This window comes from Erythrobacter sp. Dej080120_24 (genome assembly GCF_036322605.1).
Lineage (GTDB): Bacteria > Pseudomonadota > Alphaproteobacteria > Sphingomonadales > Sphingomonadaceae > Erythrobacter > Erythrobacter aurantius.
The window spans coordinates 1,686,740-1,706,781 of sequence record NZ_AP027262.1; the positions used below are offsets into that span (position 1 = coordinate 1,686,740).

21 protein-coding genes and 1 tRNA gene are annotated in these 20,042 nt (G+C 62.1%); 13 read left to right on the forward strand and 9 right to left on the reverse strand.

The genetic code is table 11. From position 1 onward, the window contains the following. Position 1 precedes the first annotated feature (1 nt). Positions 2 to 478 carry a 3-hydroxyacyl-ACP dehydratase FabZ gene (gene fabZ / locus AABA34_RS08085; RefSeq protein WP_051699655.1) on the forward strand — a complete coding sequence of 159 codons (477 nt, stop codon included), beginning with the start codon at positions 2 to 4 and terminating at the stop codon, positions 476 to 478. A gap of 316 nt (positions 479 to 794) precedes the next feature. Then, complete coding sequence (gene rpmE, locus AABA34_RS08090; RefSeq protein WP_034952995.1) at positions 795 to 1,019, forward strand: 50S ribosomal protein L31; 225 nt, start codon at positions 795 to 797, stop codon at positions 1,017 to 1,019. A gap of 82 nt (positions 1,020 to 1,101) precedes the next feature. On the opposite strand, the gene AABA34_RS08095 is transcribed toward rpmE, so the two are convergent. Together AABA34_RS08095 and AABA34_RS08100 are read right to left on the reverse strand one after the other, a co-directional pair. Beyond that, positions 1,102 to 1,656 carry an MOSC domain-containing protein gene (locus AABA34_RS08095; RefSeq protein WP_338304659.1) on the reverse strand — a complete coding sequence of 185 codons (555 nt, stop codon included), beginning with the start codon at positions 1,654 to 1,656 and terminating at the stop codon, positions 1,102 to 1,104. 182 nt (positions 1,657 to 1,838) lie between these two features. Then, positions 1,839 to 2,474, reverse strand: coding sequence for a prolyl hydroxylase family protein (locus AABA34_RS08100; protein ID WP_338304660.1), 636 nt, complete (start codon positions 2,472 to 2,474; stop codon positions 1,839 to 1,841). A gap of 239 nt (positions 2,475 to 2,713) precedes the next feature. Here AABA34_RS08100 and AABA34_RS08105 point away from each other — a divergent pair. The 10 genes from AABA34_RS08105 to AABA34_RS08150 all read left to right on the forward strand — a co-directional run bounded on the left by AABA34_RS08105 (position 2,714) and on the right by AABA34_RS08150 (position 11,025). Further along, positions 2,714 to 2,790 (forward strand) — tRNA-His (locus AABA34_RS08105). A gap of 55 nt (positions 2,791 to 2,845) precedes the next feature. After that, the gene (locus AABA34_RS08110) at positions 2,846 to 3,913 is read left to right on the forward strand and encodes a Leu/Phe/Val dehydrogenase (protein ID WP_338304661.1); all 1,068 of its coding nucleotides are present in this window, start codon (positions 2,846 to 2,848) and stop codon (positions 3,911 to 3,913) included. Positions 3,914 to 4,030: 117 nt separating this feature from the next. Further along, entirely contained in the window at positions 4,031 to 4,789 is a 759-nt protein-coding gene (gene ccmC, locus AABA34_RS08115) for a heme ABC transporter permease CcmC (RefSeq protein WP_034953003.1), read from the forward strand. After that, positions 4,789 to 4,929, forward strand: coding sequence for a heme exporter protein CcmD (gene ccmD, locus AABA34_RS08120; protein ID WP_084155593.1), 141 nt, complete (start codon positions 4,789 to 4,791; stop codon positions 4,927 to 4,929). Before ccmC ends, ccmD begins: the two co-directional genes overlap by 1 nt. 8 nt (positions 4,930 to 4,937) lie before the next feature. Beyond that, positions 4,938 to 5,399 carry a cytochrome c maturation protein CcmE gene (gene ccmE / locus AABA34_RS08125; RefSeq protein ID WP_084155605.1) on the forward strand — a complete coding sequence of 154 codons (462 nt, stop codon included), beginning with the start codon at positions 4,938 to 4,940 and terminating at the stop codon, positions 5,397 to 5,399. 18 nt (positions 5,400 to 5,417) lie between these two features. After that, on the forward strand, positions 5,418 to 7,415 hold the full coding sequence (locus tag AABA34_RS08130; RefSeq protein WP_338304662.1) for a heme lyase CcmF/NrfE family subunit: 1,998 nt from the start codon (positions 5,418 to 5,420) through the stop codon (positions 7,413 to 7,415). Further along, positions 7,415 to 7,939, forward strand: coding sequence for a DsbE family thiol:disulfide interchange protein (locus AABA34_RS08135; RefSeq protein ID WP_252257486.1), 525 nt, complete (start codon positions 7,415 to 7,417; stop codon positions 7,937 to 7,939). The genes AABA34_RS08130 and AABA34_RS08135 overlap by 1 nt, the downstream gene beginning before the upstream one ends. Next, positions 7,936 to 8,361 carry a cytochrome c-type biogenesis protein gene (locus AABA34_RS08140; RefSeq protein ID WP_034953012.1) on the forward strand — a complete coding sequence of 142 codons (426 nt, stop codon included), beginning with the start codon at positions 7,936 to 7,938 and terminating at the stop codon, positions 8,359 to 8,361. The genes AABA34_RS08135 and AABA34_RS08140 overlap by 4 nt, the downstream gene beginning before the upstream one ends. After that, entirely contained in the window at positions 8,361 to 8,975 is a 615-nt protein-coding gene (locus tag AABA34_RS08145; RefSeq protein ID WP_338304663.1) for a tetratricopeptide repeat protein, read from the forward strand. The genes AABA34_RS08140 and AABA34_RS08145 overlap by 1 nt, the downstream gene beginning before the upstream one ends. Before the next feature lie 124 nt (positions 8,976 to 9,099). Continuing rightward, entirely contained in the window at positions 9,100 to 11,025 is a 1,926-nt protein-coding gene (locus tag AABA34_RS08150; protein WP_445083774.1) for a potassium transporter Kup, read from the forward strand. A 4-nt stretch (positions 11,026 to 11,029) separates the two neighbouring features. Here AABA34_RS08150 and AABA34_RS08155 read toward each other — a convergent pair whose 3' ends face one another. From AABA34_RS08155 to AABA34_RS08180, 6 genes are read right to left on the reverse strand one after another with little or no spacing between them, the layout of a single operon-like run. Then, complete coding sequence (locus AABA34_RS08155; protein ID WP_338304665.1) at positions 11,030 to 12,376, reverse strand: M24 family metallopeptidase; 1,347 nt, start codon at positions 12,374 to 12,376, stop codon at positions 11,030 to 11,032. Further along, complete coding sequence (locus tag AABA34_RS08160) at positions 12,376 to 13,026, reverse strand: inner membrane-spanning protein YciB (protein WP_338304666.1); 651 nt, start codon at positions 13,024 to 13,026, stop codon at positions 12,376 to 12,378. The genes AABA34_RS08155 and AABA34_RS08160 overlap by 1 nt, the downstream gene beginning before the upstream one ends. Further along, positions 13,026 to 13,940, reverse strand: coding sequence for a signal recognition particle-docking protein FtsY (gene ftsY, locus AABA34_RS08165; protein WP_338304667.1), 915 nt, complete (start codon positions 13,938 to 13,940; stop codon positions 13,026 to 13,028). The genes AABA34_RS08160 and ftsY overlap by 1 nt, the downstream gene beginning before the upstream one ends. Further along, on the reverse strand, positions 13,937 to 15,142 hold the full coding sequence (locus AABA34_RS08170; protein WP_338304668.1) for a MiaB/RimO family radical SAM methylthiotransferase: 1,206 nt from the start codon (positions 15,140 to 15,142) through the stop codon (positions 13,937 to 13,939). Before AABA34_RS08170 ends, ftsY begins: the two co-directional genes overlap by 4 nt. Further along, positions 15,124 to 15,945 carry a diaminopimelate epimerase gene (gene dapF, locus AABA34_RS08175; RefSeq protein ID WP_338304718.1) on the reverse strand — a complete coding sequence of 274 codons (822 nt, stop codon included), beginning with the start codon at positions 15,943 to 15,945 and terminating at the stop codon, positions 15,124 to 15,126. The genes AABA34_RS08170 and dapF overlap by 19 nt, the downstream gene beginning before the upstream one ends. Before the next feature lie 55 nt (positions 15,946 to 16,000). Further along, positions 16,001 to 17,662 carry a putative bifunctional diguanylate cyclase/phosphodiesterase gene (locus AABA34_RS08180; RefSeq protein WP_338304669.1) on the reverse strand — a complete coding sequence of 554 codons (1,662 nt, stop codon included), beginning with the start codon at positions 17,660 to 17,662 and terminating at the stop codon, positions 16,001 to 16,003. A 196-nt stretch (positions 17,663 to 17,858) separates the two neighbouring features. Between AABA34_RS08180 and AABA34_RS08185 the strand changes: the two genes are divergently transcribed. Continuing rightward, positions 17,859 to 18,269, forward strand: a complete 411-nt coding sequence (locus tag AABA34_RS08185) for an EVE domain-containing protein (RefSeq protein WP_338304670.1) — start codon at positions 17,859 to 17,861, stop codon at positions 18,267 to 18,269. A 37-nt stretch (positions 18,270 to 18,306) separates the two neighbouring features. Here AABA34_RS08185 and AABA34_RS08190 read toward each other — a convergent pair whose 3' ends face one another. Continuing rightward, positions 18,307 to 19,989 carry a thiamine pyrophosphate-binding protein gene (locus AABA34_RS08190; protein WP_338304671.1) on the reverse strand — a complete coding sequence of 561 codons (1,683 nt, stop codon included), beginning with the start codon at positions 19,987 to 19,989 and terminating at the stop codon, positions 18,307 to 18,309. Positions 19,990 to 20,042: the final 53 nt, after the last annotated feature.

Here is a 20,042-nt window from a genome sequence, read left to right on the forward strand (position 1 = left end):
CATGACCGACGAAACAAGCGCAGCTGCGCCGATCACGGACTATGACATCCACAAGGTGTTGAAGGCCCTGCCTCACCGCTACCCGCTGTTATTGGTTGACCGGGTGAAGGAGCTTCACCTCAACCAGCGCATCCATGCGGTGAAGGCCGTGACCATGAACGAGGAGTTCTTCCAGGGGCATTTCCCCGGCGCTCCTATCATGCCCGGCGTGCTCCAGATCGAGGCGCTGGCGCAGGCCGCCGCGATTCTCGGCATCGAGACGCTTGAGCTTTCGGGCACCGGCAAGCTGGTGATCTTCATGGGGATCGAGAGCGCCAAGTTTCGTTCACCGGTCACACCCGGTTGCCTGCTCGATCTGGAGGTCGAATTCCTCCAGCAGCGCCGCACGATTTACAAGTTCAAGGGCCGTGCCAGTGTCGAAGGCAAGACCACTTGTGAGACAGAGTTCACCGCGATGATCGCCGATCCGCCCGCCTAGGGGGATGGATGGAACAGTGAAGGCGGGTGTTTGAAAATATTCCCGCTTCCCGCAAGTACCTGATTAGATTTTATAAAGCGGGACTTCACGGCTCGCGAGTGTGACTTTTCATGCATCCATCCCTGACAGGGGCCGGAGCCGTGAAATTGGAACAACGATTGGAAAGAGCAGCGCCTGCAATACCGCGCTGCCATCGAGTAGGAAATCAGCGAGCCACAAGGCTTGCTATTTTCAGGGAACCACACTAGAGCGCGCGCTTTCCCGCACCACAGCTTGCCCGGTCGGAACCGGACACCAGCTAGCAAGGACAAGAGACATGAAAGCCGAAGGGCACCCCGATTATCACATGATCACGGTCAAGATGACCGATGGCACCGAATTCCAGACCCGCTCTACCTGGGGCAGCGAAGGCGACACTCTCGCTCTCGATATCGACCCGACGAGCCACCCGGCATGGACCGGCGGTCGCCAGCAGATCCAGGAAGGTGGCCGCGTGGCTGCGTTCAACAAGCGCTTCGGCGGTCTTACTCTCAAGAAGTAAGCGGCACACGAGCTTTGCGCCTTCGGGCGCTGGAGAAGGGCAGTCCGACGGGGCTGCCCTTTTTCTTTGCGAAGGAGCCGCCTCAGACCCGATCGAGCGGGATATGCGGCCCCTCGGGGCGTTCGACATGGATTCCGTCGCCCGGCTGCACAATGCCACCGCGCAGAGCCACGCACATGATTCCGGCCTTTCGAACAATCTGATCGCCGGTTTTCTCAACCAGTTCGGCCAACAGTCCCGGAGCGAATTCATCCACTTGCGCGCAGGGATTGCGCAAGCCCGTCACACTCAGCACCGCATCGGACCCGATCCGCAGCAGCGTATCTCGGCCAAGGAGCAGAAGATCGACCCCGCGTGTCGTGATGTTCTCACCCAGATCGCCGGGGTTTACCTCGAAGCCTTTGCGATCGAGTTCTTCGAGCAGTTCGGCGTGGATCAGATGCACCTGCCGCAGGTTCGGCTGGGTCGGGTCTTGCTCAACACGGCTTCGATGTCGCACGGTGTCTCCGCCATGGGCATCACCTCGCACACCGAACCCTGCGAGGATTTCGATGCTGCGCACCGGCTGCTTGCTGAAGCGGTGCTTGTTGTCGCTGCTGACGGCAACGACCAAGCCGTTGCTGGACGAGTATGTCATGGGTTTATCCCATTACCGATGACCTTCGCGTCCAGAAAAATAGACAGTCCGATCAGTTGAGGCAAGCGCCGCAGACCTGAGCAATGGGGTGGTCGCAGCCGCTTGCCTCATCACCCGTCTAACTGATTGGACACATTGGCGCTTTGCGCAAAATCAAACTTGCTGCCTGAATCGCGGTGGCCTTACCACGGCCATTCGCGTTCGCGATACCATTTCGTAATGACGTATTTCACGCCCTTTCGCACCTTCATCCCGTGGTGCAGCGTGTTGGGATTGACGCTGCCATCGGGCCTTGCGTTGTTCCAGCAAAGAAGCTTCCCCGTTTCGGGCTGGAACGTCTTTCCCACCACCTTGAACCGGGTCGCCCCGCCGGCTTCGACTTCGTTGAGGTAGATCATGAAGGTCCAGGTGCGCTGCCCGCTTTGCGAGCAATATTGTTCGTAATCTGGGCCGCCGGGGGTGAAGTAATCGGTGTGCGCCTTGAATTCCTGCCCCACGGCATAGCGTTGGCCCTGCACCGGTTCGCCCAGTTTCGGATCGATCCCGTTGAGCGCGAAGAACAGGGCTTCGAGTTCCTGCACGGACGGATCCTTGCGCGACAGGTCACAAGTTTCACTGGTGCGGAAATAGTCGTCGCCATTGGCATCGGCGATGGTGGAGGGGCGGCGATCCTTGTCGATCAGTTCGATCAGCCGGGCGCACAGATCGGGCGAGATGAACTGGCGCAGCTGGAACAGCTCGATCTTGGGGTGCGGTACGCGCTGCACGCCATAGTGCTGGTTCAGCCTGTCGGCGACAGAATCGGCCTGTGTTTCCATGCTGCGAAGCTTAAGTACGGTCCGCCGCGAGGCAAGCGATGAAACGCAGGCGTAATAATCTTGCGTGCAGGCTCGTTTCACGCAGTTTTCGCTTTTCTTGAAACGCGCTTTGTGCAACAGGCTCGCGCCCGTCCACAGCGGCCTTGACCGACTGTGAGAGCCGCGTAAACCGCCGCTCTTGCGCGCATCAAGGCGAAGGCTCTTTCGTTCGGAAGGGCCGGGCTGGGGTGGGGCATGTGGCGATCGTAGCTCAGTTGGTTAGAGCGCCGGTTTGTGGTACCGGAGGTCGCGGGTTCGAACCCCGTCGATCGCCCCATTTTCCCCCAAGTCACCGCCATCGGGAATGCCGCGCATCATTGTGAGGCATTGCTATGACCGCGTTCTGGACCGAGCCTGATTTTGACGATCACGAGATGGTGCACTTCGTGCGCGATCGCGAATCGGGACTGACGGCGATTATCGCGGTCCACTCCTCGCATCTTGGGCCGGGTGCGGGCGGAACGCGCTTCTGGCATTATCCCAATCCCAAGGACGGGCTGCGTGATGCGCTGCGCCTGTCGCGCGGGATGAGCTACAAGAACGCGATGGCCGGCCTGCCGATGGGTGGGGGCAAGGCGGTGATCCTTGCCGACGAGGCCCGCACCAAGACACCCGAACTGCTCGCCGCTTTCGGTGACGCGGTCGAAGGGCTGAATGGCCGCTATGTCACGGCAGAAGATGTCGGGATCAGCGAAGCCGACATGGTTGCCGTGTCGCAGCGCACCTCGCATGTATCGGGCCTGCCCGTTTCGGGGCAGGGCAGCGCCGGGGGCGATCCGGGTCCGTTTACCTCCTATGGCATTTACCTCGGTATCAAGGCCGCGGTGCAGCACCGGCTCGGCACGGACAGCATGGCCGGGGTGCGCGTAGCGCTTCAGGGAACCGGCAGCGTCGGTGGCGGGGTTGCCCGCCTGCTGGCAAAGGATGGCGCGAAGCTGACGCTGGCCGACATCAACAAGGACAGCGTAACCGCTCTGGCGCAGGAACTGGGCGCTGATGTGGTCGATCCGCAGGCGATCATGACGACACCGTGCGACGTGTTCAGCCCGAATGCACTGGGTGCGATCCTGAACGAGGAAACAATCGCCAGGCTGGATACCCAGATCGTCGCGGGCGGCGCGAACAACCAGCTGGCGCGCAGCGCGCACGGGCAGGTGCTGTTCGAACGCGGTATTCTCTACGCGCCCGATTACGTCATCAACGCGGGCGGTATAATCTCTGTGGCGACCGAATACCTTGCCCGGCGCGAAGGCCGCACCGGCAGCGTGGACGAGGTCAACGCGCTGATCGAACAGATTCCGGGCCGCCTCGAACGGATCTGGCAGGCGAGCGAGCAGGGTGCGACTTCGCCCGATGTGGTGGCCGATCGCATGGCGCAGGAACTGATCGGGCGCGCCTGATTTATAACTTCAGGCACCGGCAAATCGGTGCTTGCATGAAATTCATGCGCAACTTGCGTCTTTTGCGCCCTTGCGACCCTCGCGCAGGACAGTAATACCGGGCGAGAGGATACTGACGTGCATATCTACGCCAATCCAAAGCGCTTCCTGTCGCTTGCCAGCTGGCTGATGCCTCTCCTGTTCTGGAGCGGGCTTGTGCTGTCCTTGGGCGCGATTGCCTGGGGCCTGTTCATGGTGCCGCCGGATCGGTTGATGGGCGAAACCGTGCGCATCCTGTTCATCCATGTGCCCGCCGCATGGCTCGGCATGGGCGGATGGGCGGGCCTCGCCATTTCCAGCGCTGCGCTGCTGATCTGGAAACACCCGCTTGCCGGGATCGCCGCGCGGGCGATTGCGGTGCCGGGGATGGTTTTCTGCGCGATTTGCCTTGTCACCGGCTCGATCTGGGGGCGTCCGACATGGGGCACATGGTGGGAGTGGGACGGGCGGCTCACTTCGATGCTGGTGCTGCTGTTCCTGTATGGCGGATATATCGCGCTGTCTCAGGCAGCCGCGCGCGAAGGTGGGTCGATGAAGATCGCCGCCATTTTCGGCATGGTCGGCGCGATCAACGTACCGATTATCAATCGCAGCGTGGTGTGGTGGAACTCGCTCCATCAACCGCCCAGCCTGACTGCGGGCAAGAGCGCGATTGATCCGGTGTTCCTGTGGCCGCTGCTGGTCGCGGTGGTCGGCTTTTCGCTGCTGTTCGGGGCGATTGTGCTGATGCGGATGCGCGCTTTGATCGCGGAACAACAGGTGGAAGCACGCCTGCGCCGCCGCGCTCTGGATGACGAGGCGCCCTTGGCGGCGGCTCCGGCGATGGAGGGTGCGTGATGCGTGAATCGCTCGACCACTGGCCTTTCGTGATCGGTTCCTATGCGGTCGGGCTGATTGCGCTCGCGCTGCTGATTATCTGGAGCTACCGCGCAATGCGCCGCGCGGAAAAACGGCGCGAGGAGATGAAGAAGCGATGAGCACGGGCATGAAGGCAAAGCACCAACGCATGACGCTGGTGATCCTCGCGCTGGTTGCGATTGTCGCGGCGGGGCTGATCGCGACTTGGGCGTTGCGCAGCCAGGCCAATTACTTCTACCTGCCCGAACAGATGGCCGCAGAACCGCCCGCGGTGGGTCAGCCGGTGCGACTGGGCGGCATGGTGCAGGCCGGGTCGATCGAAACGCAGGCCGATGGCATCACCGTCAACTTCGTCGTCACCGGCAATGAAAACAGCACCATTCCCGTGACCTACAGCGGCATCCTGCCCGATCTGTTTGTCGAGGGATCGGGTGTGGTCGCCGAAGGCAGCTTGCAGGCCGATGGCACTTTCCTGGCCACCAACCTGCTGGCCAAGCATGACGAGAATTATGTCCCGCGCGAGCTTGAAGGGCTGGAAGGCCACAAGGGCAACAAGGATTACGCCGAAACAGTCGCTGGGCTGGATTGAGATAGGCAGGCAGAACCGATGATCGCTGAACTGGGTCTTGCTGCGCTCTGGCTGTCGGCCGCTCTGGCGGTGTTGCAGATGGTTTCGGGCGCGCTCGGATTGCGCGATAGCGCTTCGCCGCATGCGCTCTATGCGCGGCCCGCTGCGGTGGTGCAGGCGTTTCTTGCGACGCTCGCCTTCTTCCTGCTGCTCTATGCCTTTGCCGTCACCGATCTGTCGATCAAGCTGGTGGCCACCAATTCGCATTCGGCCAAGCCCTTCATCTACAAGCTGACAGGCACCTGGGGGAACCACGAAGGCTCGATGCTGCTGTGGATCGCGGTGCTGGCGCTGTCGGGCGGCTTGCTTGGCGCGCTGGAACGGCGGATGCCGGAAAAGACCATGAGCGCGACGTTGATGGTGCAGGGTTTTGTCGCGCTCGGCTTCTATGCTTTTCTGATCCTGTCTTCTAACCCGTTCGAGCGGTTGCCTGTGCCTGCGGTGGAGGGATCGGGGCTCAATCCGCTGTTGCAGGACATTGGTCTCGCGATCCATCCGCCCACGCTTTACATCGGCTATGTCGGCCTGTCGGTGGCCTTCAGCCTCGCCATGGGCGCACTGATCACCCGGCAGGTGACGCCCGATTTTGCCAAGGTGATGCGGCCATGGGTGCTGGGGGCATGGGTGTTCCTGACCTTCGGCATTACTGCGGGCTCTTACTGGGCCTATTATGAGCTGGGCTGGGGCGGCTGGTGGTTCTGGGACCCGGTCGAAAACGCCTCGCTGATGCCGTGGCTCGCGGCGACCGCGCTGCTGCACTCGGTCAGCGTTCTGGCGGCGCGCGACGCGCTCAGGACGTGGACGATCATGCTGGGCGTGCTCGCTTTCTCGATGTCGATGCTCGGCACCTTCCTTGTGCGCTCGGGCGTGCTCACCAGCGTCCATGCTTTCGCCGTCGATCCCGAACGCGGGGCATTCATCCTCGGCCTTCTGGGCCTGTATATCGGCGGCGCGCTGGTGGTGTTCGCGATGCGCGCCAGTTCCATCGCCGAAGGAAAGCGGTTCACCGCCACCAGCCGCGAAGGCGCGCTGGTGTTCAACAACGTGATGCTGTCCGCGATCCTCGCCATCGTCTTGCTCGGCACGCTTTATCCGCTGCTGACAGAAGCATTCGACGTGCGCGTCAGCGTCGGTCCGCCATACTTCAATCCGGCGGGCGCTATCTTTGCCATACCGATGTTCATCGTCATGGCGATCGGCCCGCTGCTGCGGTGGAAGGACGACAAGCCCGGCCGCATCCAGTTCGAAGCGGCGATGCTGGCAGCCATCGTCATCGCGATTGTTGCGGTGGTGGCGGTGCTGGGCGATTATGCGATCTTGCCGCTGCTTGGCCTCGCGCTGTCGGTGGCGCTGGCCGTGGCTGCGTTCCTGCCCCTGCGCGGGCGGAACATCCGCCGCGTGCCAACCGCGACATGGGGCATGGTGCTGGCGCATTTCGGCGTGGCGGTGTCGCTGTTCGGAATGGCCTGTGAAAGCGCCTTTACCTCCGAAAGGCTTGCCGCGGTCGCTCCGGGCGATACCACTCAGGTTGCCGACTGGACGGTGAAACTGGAAAGCGTCGATCCCGTTGCCGGGCCGAACTGGACCGCGATCGAAGCGCGCGTTCTCGCAGCGCGTGGCGATGAGGAGCCGACCGTTCTCACTCCGCAGGCCCGCAATTTCTGGTCACCGCCACAGCCCACCAGCGAAAGCGCGCTGATCACACGTCTCGACGGCCAGCTTTATGCCGTGATCGGCGATTCCGCCGGGGTGGATGCCAATGGCAAGGAGCGCTGGCAGCTGCGGGTCTGGTGGAAGCCGTTCGTCACCTTTATCTGGTACGGTGGCTTGCTGATCGCGCTGGGCGGGATCGTCTCGATTGTCGGGCGCTTGCAGGTCGATCTGAAGCGGCGCAAGGCCAAGGCGCTGGGCGATGCCCGCCGTGATGATCTGGATGAAATCAAGAGTGGCGACACCCTGCCGGAGCCTGCCGAATAATGCGTCTCGCCTATCTGATACCGCTGGGCCTGTTCCTGTTTTTCGCAGGGCTTGCCGGATACATGCTGACTCAGCCGAAGGAACAGAATGTTCCGTCGCAGATGATCGAGCAGCCGCTGCCCGATTTCACGCTTGAACCAGCGCTCGAAGGAATGCCCGGTGCGACCAAGGCCGATTTCGTCGGTGGCGAGCCGCGCCTGCTGAACATCTGGGCAAGCTGGTGCCTGCCCTGCATTGCCGAAGCACCGCATCTGGAGCGGTTGAAGCAGGAAGGCGTCGAGATCATCGGCGTCGCCGTGCGCGACCGGCCCGAAGCGGTGGAGGATTTCCTCTCGCGCTATGGCAATCCCTACAGCCGGATCGGGGCTGACGACATTTCCGAACTGATGCTGGAAATCGGCGCTTCGGGTGTCCCGGAAACCTATGTGATCGATGCGGCTGGCAATATCCGGTACCAGCATATCGGCGACATCCGCGAAGAAACCGTTCCGTTGTTGCTCGAAAAGCTGGAGGAAGCGCGATGATGCGGCTGTTGATCGCATTGGCCGCGCTGCTGGCTATGCCCGTCATGGCGCAGCAGGGCATGCCGCCCGCGCCCTACGCTTACACCCAGTTAGACGACCCCGCGCTCGAAGCGGAGGCGGTCGAACTGATGGAGACGCTGCGCTGCCTCAAGTGCCAGTCGCAGAGCATCCATGACAGCGATGCGCCGATGGCGGGCGATATGCGCCATCAGGTCCGTTCGCGCCTGCTGGCGGGTGAAAGCCCGGAACAGATCAGGGCGTGGCTGACGCAACGCTATGGCGACTATGTCAGCTACGAACCGCAGGTGTCTTCGACGACATGGCCGCTGTTCGCGATCCCGCTGCTGCTGTTGCTGGTTGTTGGCCTGATCCTGCTGCGCCGCCTCGGCAAACGCCGTTCTGACGAAGAAACGGCAGTCTGATGGGCGGTTGGCTGGCCATCCTGTCGCTGACCTTGGTCAGCTTCGCCATCGCGGCCTTCATGCTGCGCCTGCCAAAACAGGGCTTTGCGGTGTTCGGCGCGGTGTTGCTGCTGGGCCTTGTTGGCTATGCTTGGACAGGATCGCCCGGACAGCCGGGCAGCCCCAAGCAGCCCGATCTCGCGCTGGATCGCCAATCGGGTGAGGAAATGGTCGAAGCGCGGCGGCAATTGTTCGACGAAACCCGGCCAAAGCCAGATTACCTCGTGCTGTCAGACGGCTTTGCTCGGCGGGGCCGTTTTGACGAAGCCGCGCAATTGTTGCGCAAGGGGCTGAACGACAATCCCGAACACCTCGAGGGATGGCTGGCATTGGGGATGGCCCTGACCGGCCATGCCGATGGCTTTGTCACCCCGGCTGCCGCCTATGCCTTTGGCAAGGCACGCGAACTTGATCCGATCAATCCTGGCGCCGATTACTTCATGGGCTTCGCGCTGCTGCGCACAGGCCAGATCATCGCCGCGCGCGACACATGGGCTAGCCTGCTCGAACGCACGCCGGAGGATGCGCCATGGCGTCCGGGTCTCGATCCGAAGTCGCGCGGCTGGATGACATGATCGCCCGCGCGCCGATGTTGCAATAGCATGGTTTCGAGTCGCGATATTGCAGGTGCCAAGTCGCAGTGCTAAGCGCCGCCGCCTTGGATGGGCCCTGTGGCCCGGCCGTTCGGGATAGTCGCCGATAATGAGCGAGAAAGCAGCACCAGCCCACCAGCCGCCGCAGGGCGGCCATGCGCATAGCGGATCAAAGGCTGCGCTGGCCGTTGGTGCTATCGGTATTGTCTTTGGCGATATCGGCACCAGCCCGCTTTACGCCTTCCGCGAAACCTTTGCCGGGACCGCGAATATCGCGATCGACCGGATGCATGTGCTGGGCGTTGTCAGCCTGATTTTCTGGTCGATGCTGCTGGTCGTGTCGATCCAGTATGTCACGATCCTGATGCGCGCCGATAACAAGGGGCAGGGCGGCAGCCTTGCTCTGGTGGCGCTGCTTTCGCGTCACATCGGCAAATCAAGCTATGGCTGGCTGGTGGTGTTGCTGGGCGTGTTCGCCACTGCGCTTTTCTATGGCGACAGCATGATCACACCGGCGATTTCGGTGCTGTCGGCGGTCGAAGGGTTGACGGTGGTCGATCATACGCTGGATCGCTTTGTCATTCCGATTGCGCTCGGTCTGCTGGTGCTTCTGTTCATGTTGCAGGCCCGCGGCACGGCAAAAGTCGGCGCATTGTTTGCCCCGGTGATGATCGTCTATTTCAGCGTAATTGCCTTGCTGGGTGGCTGGCAGATCATCCAGAACCCCGACATCCTCAACGCGCTCAATCCCTATTACGCGGTGATGTTCTTTGTCAGCGATGGCGTGGTTGCATTCCTCGCGCTGGGCGCGGTCGTCTTGGCGGTGACGGGTTCCGAGGCGCTCTATTCCGACATGGGGCATTTCGGGCGTGGCCCGATGCGCCTTTCGTGGTTCGGTTTCGTGATGCCGTGTCTTCTGCTCAACTACTTCGGACAAGGCGCGATGATTGCCGGCCTGCCTGCAGAAGAGGCAGCGATAGCGGTGCAAAATCCGTTCTTCCTGCTGGCGAGCGAAGAATATCGCCTGCCTTTGGTCTTGCTGGCGACGGTGGCAACTTTCATCGCCAGCCAGGCCGTTATCTCGGGCGCGTTTTCGATAACGCACCAGGCGGTGCAGATGGGCTTCATGCCGCGCCTGAACATCCGCCACACCTCGGAAACCGAAGGCGGCCAGATCTATATTCCGGTGGTGAACTGGGCGCTGATGGTGGCGGTGATCATCCTTGTGCTGACGTTCCAGAATTCGTCCAACCTCGCCAGCGCGTACGGCATCGCGGTGACGGGTGCGGTGACGATCGACACCTTGCTGATGGCGGTGCTGCTTGTCAGCGTGTGGAAGTGGAAATGGTGGTACGCGGCGCCGGTGGTGCTGCTGTTCCTGATCGTCGACGGCGCCTATTTCGCCGCGAATTTGACGAAGGTGCCGCAGGGCGGCTGGTTCCCGCTTGTCGTCGGCCTTATCGCCTTTACCCTGCTCACTACATGGTCTCGCGGGCGCAAGCTGATGCGCGAGCGGATGAGCGAACACGCGCTGCCGATGGAAATCTTTGCCAAATCGGCCAAGAATTCGGCCCTGCGTGTGCCGGGGACGGCCATCTTCATGGCGTCCAGCACCGCCGGTGTCCCCTCCGCGCTGCTGCACAATATCAAGCACAACAAGGTACTGCACGAACGCGTCGTGATCCTGACGGTGGAGATCGGCGACATCCCCTATGTCGATCCCGATCAGCGTTGCGAATTCATCGACATGGGCGACGGGTTCTTCCGGGCAAAGCTGCATTACGGCTTCATGGAGGAAACCGACGTTCCCACTGGGCTCAAGAAGATGGAGCGGTGCGGCGGCGAATTCGACATGATGCAGACCAGCTTCTTCCTGTCGCGCCAAACGCTGCTGCCCAGTGAAAAACCGGGAATGCCGATCTGGCGCGAGAAGATCTTCGCTTGGATGCTGCGCAACAGCGCGAGCGCGATGGACTTCTTCAAACTGCCCACCAACCGCGTGGTGGAGCTGGGCAGCCAGGTCGAGATTTAGCGGCTCACTCCGGTCCGATCGCCGTGATCGCGGTCTGCCTCCCGTCGAGGAACCGCACGCTTTCCCCGTCAAACCATGCGTCTTCCTCGGTGCGGAAATCCACGCGCTGTCCGCCCCATTCGGGGACTTCGGCGTAGCTGGTCAGTTCGATTGACCATGCGGTGTTGGCGCGCAGCGTGTCTTCCCCGCGCGGATCGGCGTTCTGGTTGTCCCAGAAACCGATGGCCGTGCCTGCCCCGTGGCCGTGATAGCCGATGGGGTGCGAATAGATTGACGGGTCGAGCCCCTCTGCCAGCGCCCGCTCGCGCGCAGCGGCAAGGACAGCGTTGCCCGAAAGCCCGACCTTCATTTCCTCGCGCAGGATATCCTGCACCCGGTTCGAATTGGCGAGGCCCTGTGCCAGTCCCGCCGGAACCTCTGTCTCGCCGGGTTTGAGGACATAGGCGAGATGCTGCGTATCGGTGTTGAGCCGCAGATATGTGATGCCGAAGTCGGTCCACAGCAGGTCGCCCGGCTGGATTACCGTTTCGCCATTCATCATCCCCGCTTCGCCTTCGCGCTGGATGCCGACGCTGGGGTGAAACCACGGGGTCAGGCCAAGCTGCATCAGCCTTTCGCGATACCACCATTGCACATCGGCGGCGGTGGTCTGGCCGGGCGTGATGACAGCATTCGAAAACGCCTCGCCAATCACCGCATGGGCGATGCGCACGATGCCGGGATAGATTTCCATCTCGGCCGGCGTGCGCACTTCGAGCCAGCGCGTCGCCAGCTTCTCGCCCGAAATCACGCGGTCGCGATATTCGGCAGGCAGCGCGCCCATCATCGCGTCATACTGGCTCTTCGTCATGCCGTCGCCGAAACGGGTCGCGTCGGAGACGTTGATAGCGATATTGGCCGGATCGCGCGCGGCGATGATCTCGGCCACGGCCTTCCACTGGTCAGGCTGCTCCGCCGGGTCCCAGGCGGGTTCGAACAGCCCGGCAAGGCCATAGCGGCTCACAGTCAGTCGTTCGATCGGTTCGCCATTTCCGGGATCGTGGAAGATCAGGATAGTGCGCCGCCGCGCATGGAAGCTGTTGGCATCGAGCATGGTGGCGATCACCGGCTCTTCGAAATATTCGCGCGCCATCAGCAACCATAGCGACACGCCCTCTTCGCGCATCAATTGCGGGATCAACGTGTCGAGCCGTTCCGCCAGCAGCCGGTCGATCACCTCGGCACGTTCGCGCGGGGCCAGGATCTGGGGAAGGGCGGGGTGCGCCTCCTCCGTCTCGCTCATCGGGATGATGGGTTGTGCCGAAAGCGGTGTGGCAAGGGCCAGTACAGCCAGCAGGGGCAGGGCACGCATCAGCTTTCCGCCTTTTCATTGGCGGCCTCTTCGCCGTCATCCAGCGACAGGCCGTGCTTCAGCAGCAGCGGGATTTGCGAGAAGGTGAAGAGGAAGGACAGCGGCATGAAGACCCAGAATTTCGCCCAAAGCCAGCTTTCGAAACTCAACTGCGATCGCAGAACCTCGTTTAGCCCCGCAAGGAACAGGAAGAAAATTCCCCAATTGCGCGAGAGCTTTAGCCAGCCCTGTTCATCCACGCCCTCAAACGCGGCTTCGAGCAGGATTTGCAGCAGCGCGCGGCCCATGAAGAACCCCACGATCAACGCTGCACCCATCAGCGCGTAGATGATGGTGGGTTTGATCTGGACGAATGTCGGGTCGCCGAAGAAGATGGTGAGCGCGCCAAACCCGACGATAAGAGCGGTGGAAAACCACAGCATCGGGGAAATCTTGCCCAGCAAGGCGCGGCTGGAAATCAGGGCGATAACGGCGGCGACCATGAATGCACCCGTGCCATAGATGATGGCGAGCAATTCCCCCGCAGGGTTCGGATCGGCAGGCGCGTTGAAGCGGTACACGCCAAGGAACACCAGCAGCGGGCCATAATCGATGGCGACATTCAGCCAGCCCGATCCCTTCTTCTTCGGCGCGGTTTCGGTCTCGCTCATCAGGCAACCCCTGCAATAACTTTCGCCACCAGATCGGGATCGAACGGGCGCAAATCTTCCATTTTCTCGCCCACCCCGATCGCGTGGATCGGCAGGCCGTATTGCTCCGCTGCCGCCACCAGCACGCCGCCGCGCGCCGTGCCGTCCAGCTTGGTCATGATCAGGCCGGTGACGCCCGCCACTTCCTTGAACACGTCGATCTGCGACAGCGCGTTCTGGCCATTGGTGGCATCGAGCACCAGCACCACGTCATGCGGCGCTTCGGGATTGAGCCGCCCGAGCACCCGGCGGATCTTCGCCAGCTCCTCCATCAGCTCTTTCTTGTTCTGCAGGCGGCCTGCGGTGTCGACGATCAGCGCGTCGATGCCGGTGTCGGTCGCCTGTTTTACCGCGTCGAAAACTATTGATGCCGGATCGCCGCCCTCGGGGCCGCGCACGATGTCCACCCCGGCGCGTTCAGCCCAGGTGGCAAGCTGACCGATGGCAGCGGCGCGGAAAGTGTCACCGGCGGCCAGCAGCACGCCGTAGTCGTCTTCGGTGAACAGATGCGCCAGCTTGGCAATCGTGGTGGTCTTGCCCGATCCGTTGACCCCGATCACCAGGATCACCTGCGGGCGCGGGAAAGCGGTGATTTCCAGCGGCTTTGCCACCGGGCGCAGGATTTCCGCGATTTCCGCCGCGACCGCTTCCTTCAGTTCCTGCTGCGTGATTTCGAGCCCGAAGCTCTTGTCCGACAGGCGCTGGCGGATGCGCGCCGCCGCAGCCGGGCCGAGGTCGGATGTGATCAGCGCGTCCTCGATATCGTCGAGCGTCGCATCGTCCAGCCGCGCAGCGACCCCGGTAAGGTTGCTGCCGAGCCGTTCGGAAGTCTTGCGGAAACCGCCCAGCAGGCGTTCGGTCCAGCTGGTACTCATCGCAATAGGCCTCCTTCGATTGAGCGCGGCGTGATGTCGATCAGCTTGCCGGCTGGTGTCCCTTCCGGCAGGTCAACCCGCGCGTAACTGGGCGCATAGCCCGTGCCGTCGCGTTCGGCGAGGACGGACAGGGTTTCGCCCACAAGACTGTGCAGCCAGCTCGCGCGCCGTGCCGCCACCGCCTCGCGCAATTCGGCAGCGCGCTGTTTCACCACTTCGCGCGCGACCTGCGGCATCCGCGCCGCCGGGGTGCCGGGGCGCGGTGAATAAGGGAAGATATGCCCATGCACGATATCAAGCTCGTCAATGATCGAAAGGTTGGCGGCGTGATGCTCCGGCGTTTCGGTGGGAAACCCCGCGATCAGATCGGCACCGATGGCGATATCGGGCCGCCGTGCTTTCAACCTCTGCACCAACGTCACCGCATCGGCGCGGCTGTGGCGGCGCTTCATCCGCTTCAGGATCAGATCGTCGCCGTGCTGCATCGACAGGTGGAGATGCGGCATCAGCCGCGCCTCGCTTGCGAAAAGCTCGAACAGCGCCTCGTCAATCTCCACCCCGTCGAGCGAGGACATGCGCAGCCGTTGAAGCTGCGGGAAAGCATCGAGCACCGCTGCCACCAGCGCGCCGAGCGGCGGCGAACCGGGCAGGTCGTGTCCCCATGAAGTGACATCGACCCCGGTCAGCACGACTTCCCGCGCGCCCAGTTCAAGGTGATGCTCCACCTCGCGCAGCACCTCGGAAATCTTGATCGACCGGCTGGCTCCACGACCCTGCGGGATGACGCAAAAAGTGCAGGCGTGATCGCAGCCGTTCTGCACCGCGATGAAGGCACGCGTGCGGGTCGGCGGCGGGGGCGCTTCGGGCAGGGGAACGTTCCATGCCCTCGGATCGAGTTTGGCCGCGTTGGCAATCAATCCGTCAACTTCAGGCATTTCGGCCAGTTGGTCGCGTTCGATATCGGCGGCGCATCCGGTGACAATCAGCCGCGCATCGGGCCGCGCGCGCCGGGCCTTGCGGATAGCCTGACGGGTCTGGCGCACTGCTTCGGATGTTACAGCGCAGGAATTGATCACGACGACATCGCCGCTGTCGGCCAGCATCGCCTTCATCCGCTCGCTTTCGGCGATGTTGAGACGGCAACCCAGCGATATGACTTCAGGCTTGATCGAAGGGGGTGCGTTCACGCGTAGTCGTCCCATTCGAAGGTGCCACGGAACGCTTCGGTGGCGGGGCCGGTCATGGTGATTGTGCCGCCCTCGCTCCAGTCGATCACTAGATCGCCGCCGGGCAGGGTGACTGTGACCGGCGCGGTCACCAGCCGCCGACGGATCGCCGCCACGGCGGTTGCGCAGGCACCCGTGCCGCAGGCCCGCGTCAGGCCCGCACCGCGTTCCCACACATGCAGCTTCAGGTGATTGTCTCCGGCAAGGCTGGCGACATTGACGTTGACGCGCTGCGGGAACAGCGGATCATGTTCGATTTCCGGGCCGATAGCGCCGAGGTCCACCGCATCGGCATCCTCCACAAAGAAGATCACGTGCGGGTTGCCGACATTGACGGCCATCGGGCTTTCCAGCGCGCCGTTTTCCAATGGCCAGCCTACCGGCATGGCGGCGGTGTCCATCGCATAGGCGAGCGGGATCGCATCCCAGTCGAAGCGCGGCGCACCCATGTCGACGCTCGCGCCGCCTTCGGCCGGTTCCAGCGTGATCGAGCCGCCCGCAGTCTCCACCCGTGCAGGCGCGCCATGCAGCAGCGCCACCGCGCGGCTGGCATTGCCGCAGGCTTCGACTTCGCCGCCATCGGAATTGAATATGCGCATCCGGAACGCTTCGCTTGCGCTTGGCTCCAGCAGGATCAACTGGTCGCAACCGATCCCTTCGCGCCGGTCCGCCAGCGCACGGGCAATCGCAGGAGTGATTTCGGGCAGGGGCGCGTCGCGCGCATCAAGCACGATGAAATCATTGCCGAGGCCATGCATCTTGACGAAGGGGACGCGCATCACGCCCTGCATCTATGCACAGGCAGGGCCAGCGTCCAGTCCCTTGCCGGGTGCCTTACCGTTCGGCGGCGCGGGGCCTGTCTTCAGAGGTATCCGCTTCGGGCTCTTGGCGAGGCTCCTGCGCGTCGCCTTCCTTGGCCAGCTTGCCCGCAATCGCCAGCCGCTGGAGCACTTCTTCGCCGGATTCAGGTTTGCCATAAAGGTATCCCTGACCCTTGAGCTTGCCCATGGATCGCAGCGCGAGCAGGATGTCTTCGTCCTCAATCCCTTCGGCGGTCAGTGGTAGTTCAAGCCCCCGGCCAAGCGAAACGATCGCATCGACGATCTTGGAATTCCGATTGGGGTTCTTGAGCTCCTGCACAAAGCTGCGATCGATCTTAAGCCGGTCAAACGGCAGCGTACGGAGCTGTTCGAGCGACGAATAGCCGGTGCCGAAATCGTCAAGACTGACCCGCACTCCCTGATTGCGCAGCGAGGTGATGATTGAACGCACCATGCCGACATTTTCATGCAGGCAGCTTTCGGTGACTTCCACTTCAAGCCGGTGGGCTGGGAAGTTGTGCTTCACCAGCATTTTCAGCAGCTTTTGCGCAAACCACGGATCGCGCAGCTGAACCGGAGAAATATTGATGGCGAGCGTGATCGAGCTGTCCCAACTGCGGGCATCCCTGAACGCCTTTTCCATCAACTGGTCGGACAATTCGGTGATCAGGCCGATTTCTTCGGCGATGGGAATGAAAATTTCCGGGCTGACCACACCCATCTGTTCCGAGCGCCAGCGCGCCAGCATTTCGAAGCCGACAATTTCCCCGGTCTCGATATCTACCTGCTGTTCGTAGAAGGGCACGAATTCGCCATTTACGACACCGCGGCGGATGCCGAGTTCCAGCTCGTTGCGGAACCGCAATTCGTTTTCCATCGTCTGTTCGAACCAGAAATAGCGGTTCTTGCCCTGCTTCTTGGCGTTGTACATGGCGATGTCGGCACGCTGCATCAGCGCGTCGGAATCGGCCAGCACCGGGTTGAAGCCGTGTTCGTCATGATCGCTTGAGACGCCGATTGAGACGGTGGCATCAATGGAAATCCCGTTGACCTCAAACGGCAGCGACATGCGTTCATACAGACGAATGATCAAATCATCGATCCGGTCGCGATTGGCCGGATCGAATGGCGTGACAAAAGCGAATTCGTCACCGCCAAGCCGGGCCAGATGGGCTTCCTTTGGCAATTCCCCGATGATCCGCCGGGTTATCGCCACCAGCACCGCATCACCGACGGAATGGCCATACATGTCATTGATCTGCTTGAAGTTATCCAGATCAATCATGCAATAGGCCACGGCATATCCGCGGGCATTTGCGCGTGCGCGCAAGGCATCGGTGGCCGTCAGCATGCTGCGACGGTTCAGGCAATTGGTGAGGGGATCGGTTTCGGCGAGTTCGCGGGCAAGTTCCTCGGCCCGGCGACGCTCGGCGATTTCCTGCTGCAATTCGCGGTACCGCCGCCAACCGAAGATGATCAGCACGATGTTGAGCAACAGCGCGTTGACCAACAGATAGTCGGGCGCCTTTCCGTTGAAGAACACTGCATTGATCGCACTCGGCAAGACTGATCCGCCGGTCGCAACGAACAGGATAATTGCTGCAGTGGCAATGCCCAGCGCGACCATATCCCGCTCGGCCTTGCCCAATGTGTCTTTTGCAGTCCTGGATTCCACCTTGAGCGTTCCCCGATGCGCAGGAACTCTTTTTCCCGCGTCGTTTCGCAAGGCTATGCCTCAGGCAATTGAAAATAGAGTTAATTCGCGTGCCAGTGCGTGGATTACCGAGTGCAAGGGCTGGCGCGGGTGCCGGGCAGCCATTAACGGGTGCGGGAACCCTACCTTTCAAACCAACGGCAGGAGAAGCTCCCCCATGCCAAGCTACTGGCTCGTGAAATCGGAACCCTTCAAATACAGCTGGGACGATCTGGTTGCGGAACAGGAAGGCACCTGGGACGGGGTTCGCAATCACCTCGCGAAGAACAACCTGCAAGCCATGGAAGTGGGGGACCAGGCGTTCTTCTATCACTCGCGCGAAGGCTTGGAGATTGTCGGCATTTGCGAAGTGTCGGTTGCGGGCATTACCGATCCGACCGACGAAACCGGCAAATGGGCCGCGGTGAAGGTCAAACCCAAGCGCAAGTTCGACAACCCCGTCACGCTCAAACAGATCAAGTCCGAACCCAAATTGGCCGATTGCGAGCTGGTGCGGCTGTCGCGATTGTCGGTCGCCAAGATCACGCCCGAGGAATGGGACGTTATCTGCAAGATGGCAGAGGGTTAGGGCGGCTAAAGATGCCCTTAGCCGCCTTTCAAACGCCTTAAGTCGCCTTTGCCTTCGCACGCAGACCGCTCACGGTCGCACCGCTCGCTGCGAGCTGCTCCACATCGATCTTCACATGGATGAACCGCAGGCCGACACGTTCCTGCGCTTCCTTGAGGGCGGCGATGAACTCCGCCGTTGTCGATGCCGTAGCGCTCCATGCGCCAAAGGCGGCGCCCAGCGCGGCGAAATCGGGGTTGGCCAGTTGCGTGCCAGAGACGCGGCCCGGATATTCGCGCTCCTGATGCATCCGGATTGTGCCATAGGCACCATTGTCGACGACGATCACCAGCAGATTGACGCCGTATTGCGCCGCTGTCGCAAGTTCCTGACCATTCATCAGAAAATCGCCGTCTCCTGCCACCGCAACAACCGTTCGTTCCGGGAATCGCAGTGCCGCCGCTACGGCTGCGGGTACGCCATAACCCATGGCTCCGGCGGTCGGCGCAAGCTGGCTGGGATAAACGGCGTAGCGCCAATAGCGGTGCCACCAACCGGCGAAATTGCCCGCGCCGTTGCATATGATCGTATCGGCTGGAAGCGCCTCTCGCATGGACGTGACACAGGCCGCCATATCCAGCGCGGGAGGGTTATCCGCCGGTGAATGGGTCGCCCATTCGAGCCATTCGCGATGCGCTTCGGCTCCGGCATCGAACGGGATGATGGAGTGGTCTTCCCACAGGGCGGCGGCTTCGGCAAATTCGTCCACCGCGCAGCAAAGTCCCAGCTCGGTCAGGTAGACCCGGCCTATTTCCTCCGGATCCGGGTGTACGTGGACCAGCAATTGTTCGGGATGGTCCGTCGCAGGAAAGCTGTATCCGTCAGTCGTCGCTTCCCCCAGGCGCGCACCCACTGCCAGCACGAAATCGGCCTGTTTCACCCGCTCGACTAGCTTGGGATTGGGGCCGTATCCAAGATTGCCGGCATACACGGGGCTGTCCGGCGAAATCGCGTCCTGGCGCCGGAAAGCGGTGGCGACCGGCAGGCCGATGCTTTCGGCAAAAGACTGGAAATGCTCACGCGCCTTGGCGTTCCAACCCGCGCCACCGATGATGGCAATCGGGCTGGCTGCATCAGCAATCATCGCGAACAAGGCCTGCATTGCGTCCGGGCACACCGCCTGCGCAGGGCGGGTCACGAGCGGGCGGGGTTTGATCGCAGTATCGACATGATCACACAGCATGTCTTCGGGAAGCGCCAGCACAACCGGGCCGGGTCTGCCGCTGATCGCCACGGAATAGGCGCGCGCGACATATTCGGGGATACGGGCAGGGTCATCAATCCGGGCCGCCCATTTCGCGATGGGGCCGAAGAATGCTTCGAAATTGATTTCCTGAAAGCCTTCGCGGTCGCGCATCGGCCGTGCGACATCGCCTACGAACAGGATCATCGGCTGCGAATCCTGATAAGCGACGTGGACGCCGATGCTGGCATTGGTGGCGCCGGGGCCGCGGGTGACGAAGGCGATTCCGGGTCGGCCGGTCATGGCGCCGTCGGCGCATGCCATGAAAGCGACACCGCCTTCCTGCCGACACACCACAGTTTCAATTCCGCTGCGTTCGTGCAGCGCATCGAGCACGGCGAGAAAGCTTTCGCCGGGTACGGTGAACAGCCGCTCCGTTCCCTGTTCGGCAAGGCAATCGACCAGCAATTCGGCGGCGGTTTGGGTGCTGTTTGTCACGCTTCAGATTCTCCCGTCTCAGGCGCGCTTAGGTGCTCTCGCGATTAACCACA

Coding starts and splice junctions, on each gene's coding strand:
- fabZ (WP_051699655.1), top strand. CDS start 2: ATGACCGACGAAACAAGCGCAGCTGCGCCGATCACGGACTATGACATC.
- rpmE (WP_034952995.1), top strand. CDS start 795: ATGAAAGCCGAAGGGCACCCCGATTATCACATGATCACGGTCAAGATG.
- AABA34_RS08095 (WP_338304659.1), bottom strand. CDS start 1,656: ATGACATACTCGTCCAGCAACGGCTTGGTCGTTGCCGTCAGCAGCGAC.
- AABA34_RS08100 (WP_338304660.1), bottom strand. CDS start 2,474: ATGGAAACACAGGCCGATTCTGTCGCCGACAGGCTGAACCAGCACTAT.
- AABA34_RS08110 (WP_338304661.1), top strand. CDS start 2,846: ATGACCGCGTTCTGGACCGAGCCTGATTTTGACGATCACGAGATGGTG.
- ccmD (WP_084155593.1), top strand. CDS start 4,789: ATGCGTGAATCGCTCGACCACTGGCCTTTCGTGATCGGTTCCTATGCG.
- ccmE (WP_084155605.1), top strand. CDS start 4,938: ATGAAGGCAAAGCACCAACGCATGACGCTGGTGATCCTCGCGCTGGTT.
- AABA34_RS08130 (WP_338304662.1), top strand. CDS start 5,418: ATGATCGCTGAACTGGGTCTTGCTGCGCTCTGGCTGTCGGCCGCTCTG.
- AABA34_RS08135 (WP_252257486.1), top strand. CDS start 7,415: ATGCGTCTCGCCTATCTGATACCGCTGGGCCTGTTCCTGTTTTTCGCA.
- AABA34_RS08140 (WP_034953012.1), top strand. CDS start 7,936: ATGATGCGGCTGTTGATCGCATTGGCCGCGCTGCTGGCTATGCCCGTC.
- AABA34_RS08145 (WP_338304663.1), top strand. CDS start 8,361: ATGGGCGGTTGGCTGGCCATCCTGTCGCTGACCTTGGTCAGCTTCGCC.
- AABA34_RS08155 (WP_338304665.1), bottom strand. CDS start 12,376: ATGCGTGCCCTGCCCCTGCTGGCTGTACTGGCCCTTGCCACACCGCTT.
- AABA34_RS08160 (WP_338304666.1), bottom strand. CDS start 13,026: ATGAGCGAGACCGAAACCGCGCCGAAGAAGAAGGGATCGGGCTGGCTG.
- ftsY (WP_338304667.1), bottom strand. CDS start 13,940: ATGAGTACCAGCTGGACCGAACGCCTGCTGGGCGGTTTCCGCAAGACT.
- AABA34_RS08170 (WP_338304668.1), bottom strand. CDS start 15,142: ATGGGACGACTACGCGTGAACGCACCCCCTTCGATCAAGCCTGAAGTC.
- dapF (WP_338304718.1), bottom strand. CDS start 15,945: ATGCGCGTCCCCTTCGTCAAGATGCATGGCCTCGGCAATGATTTCATC.
- AABA34_RS08185 (WP_338304670.1), top strand. CDS start 17,859: ATGCCAAGCTACTGGCTCGTGAAATCGGAACCCTTCAAATACAGCTGG.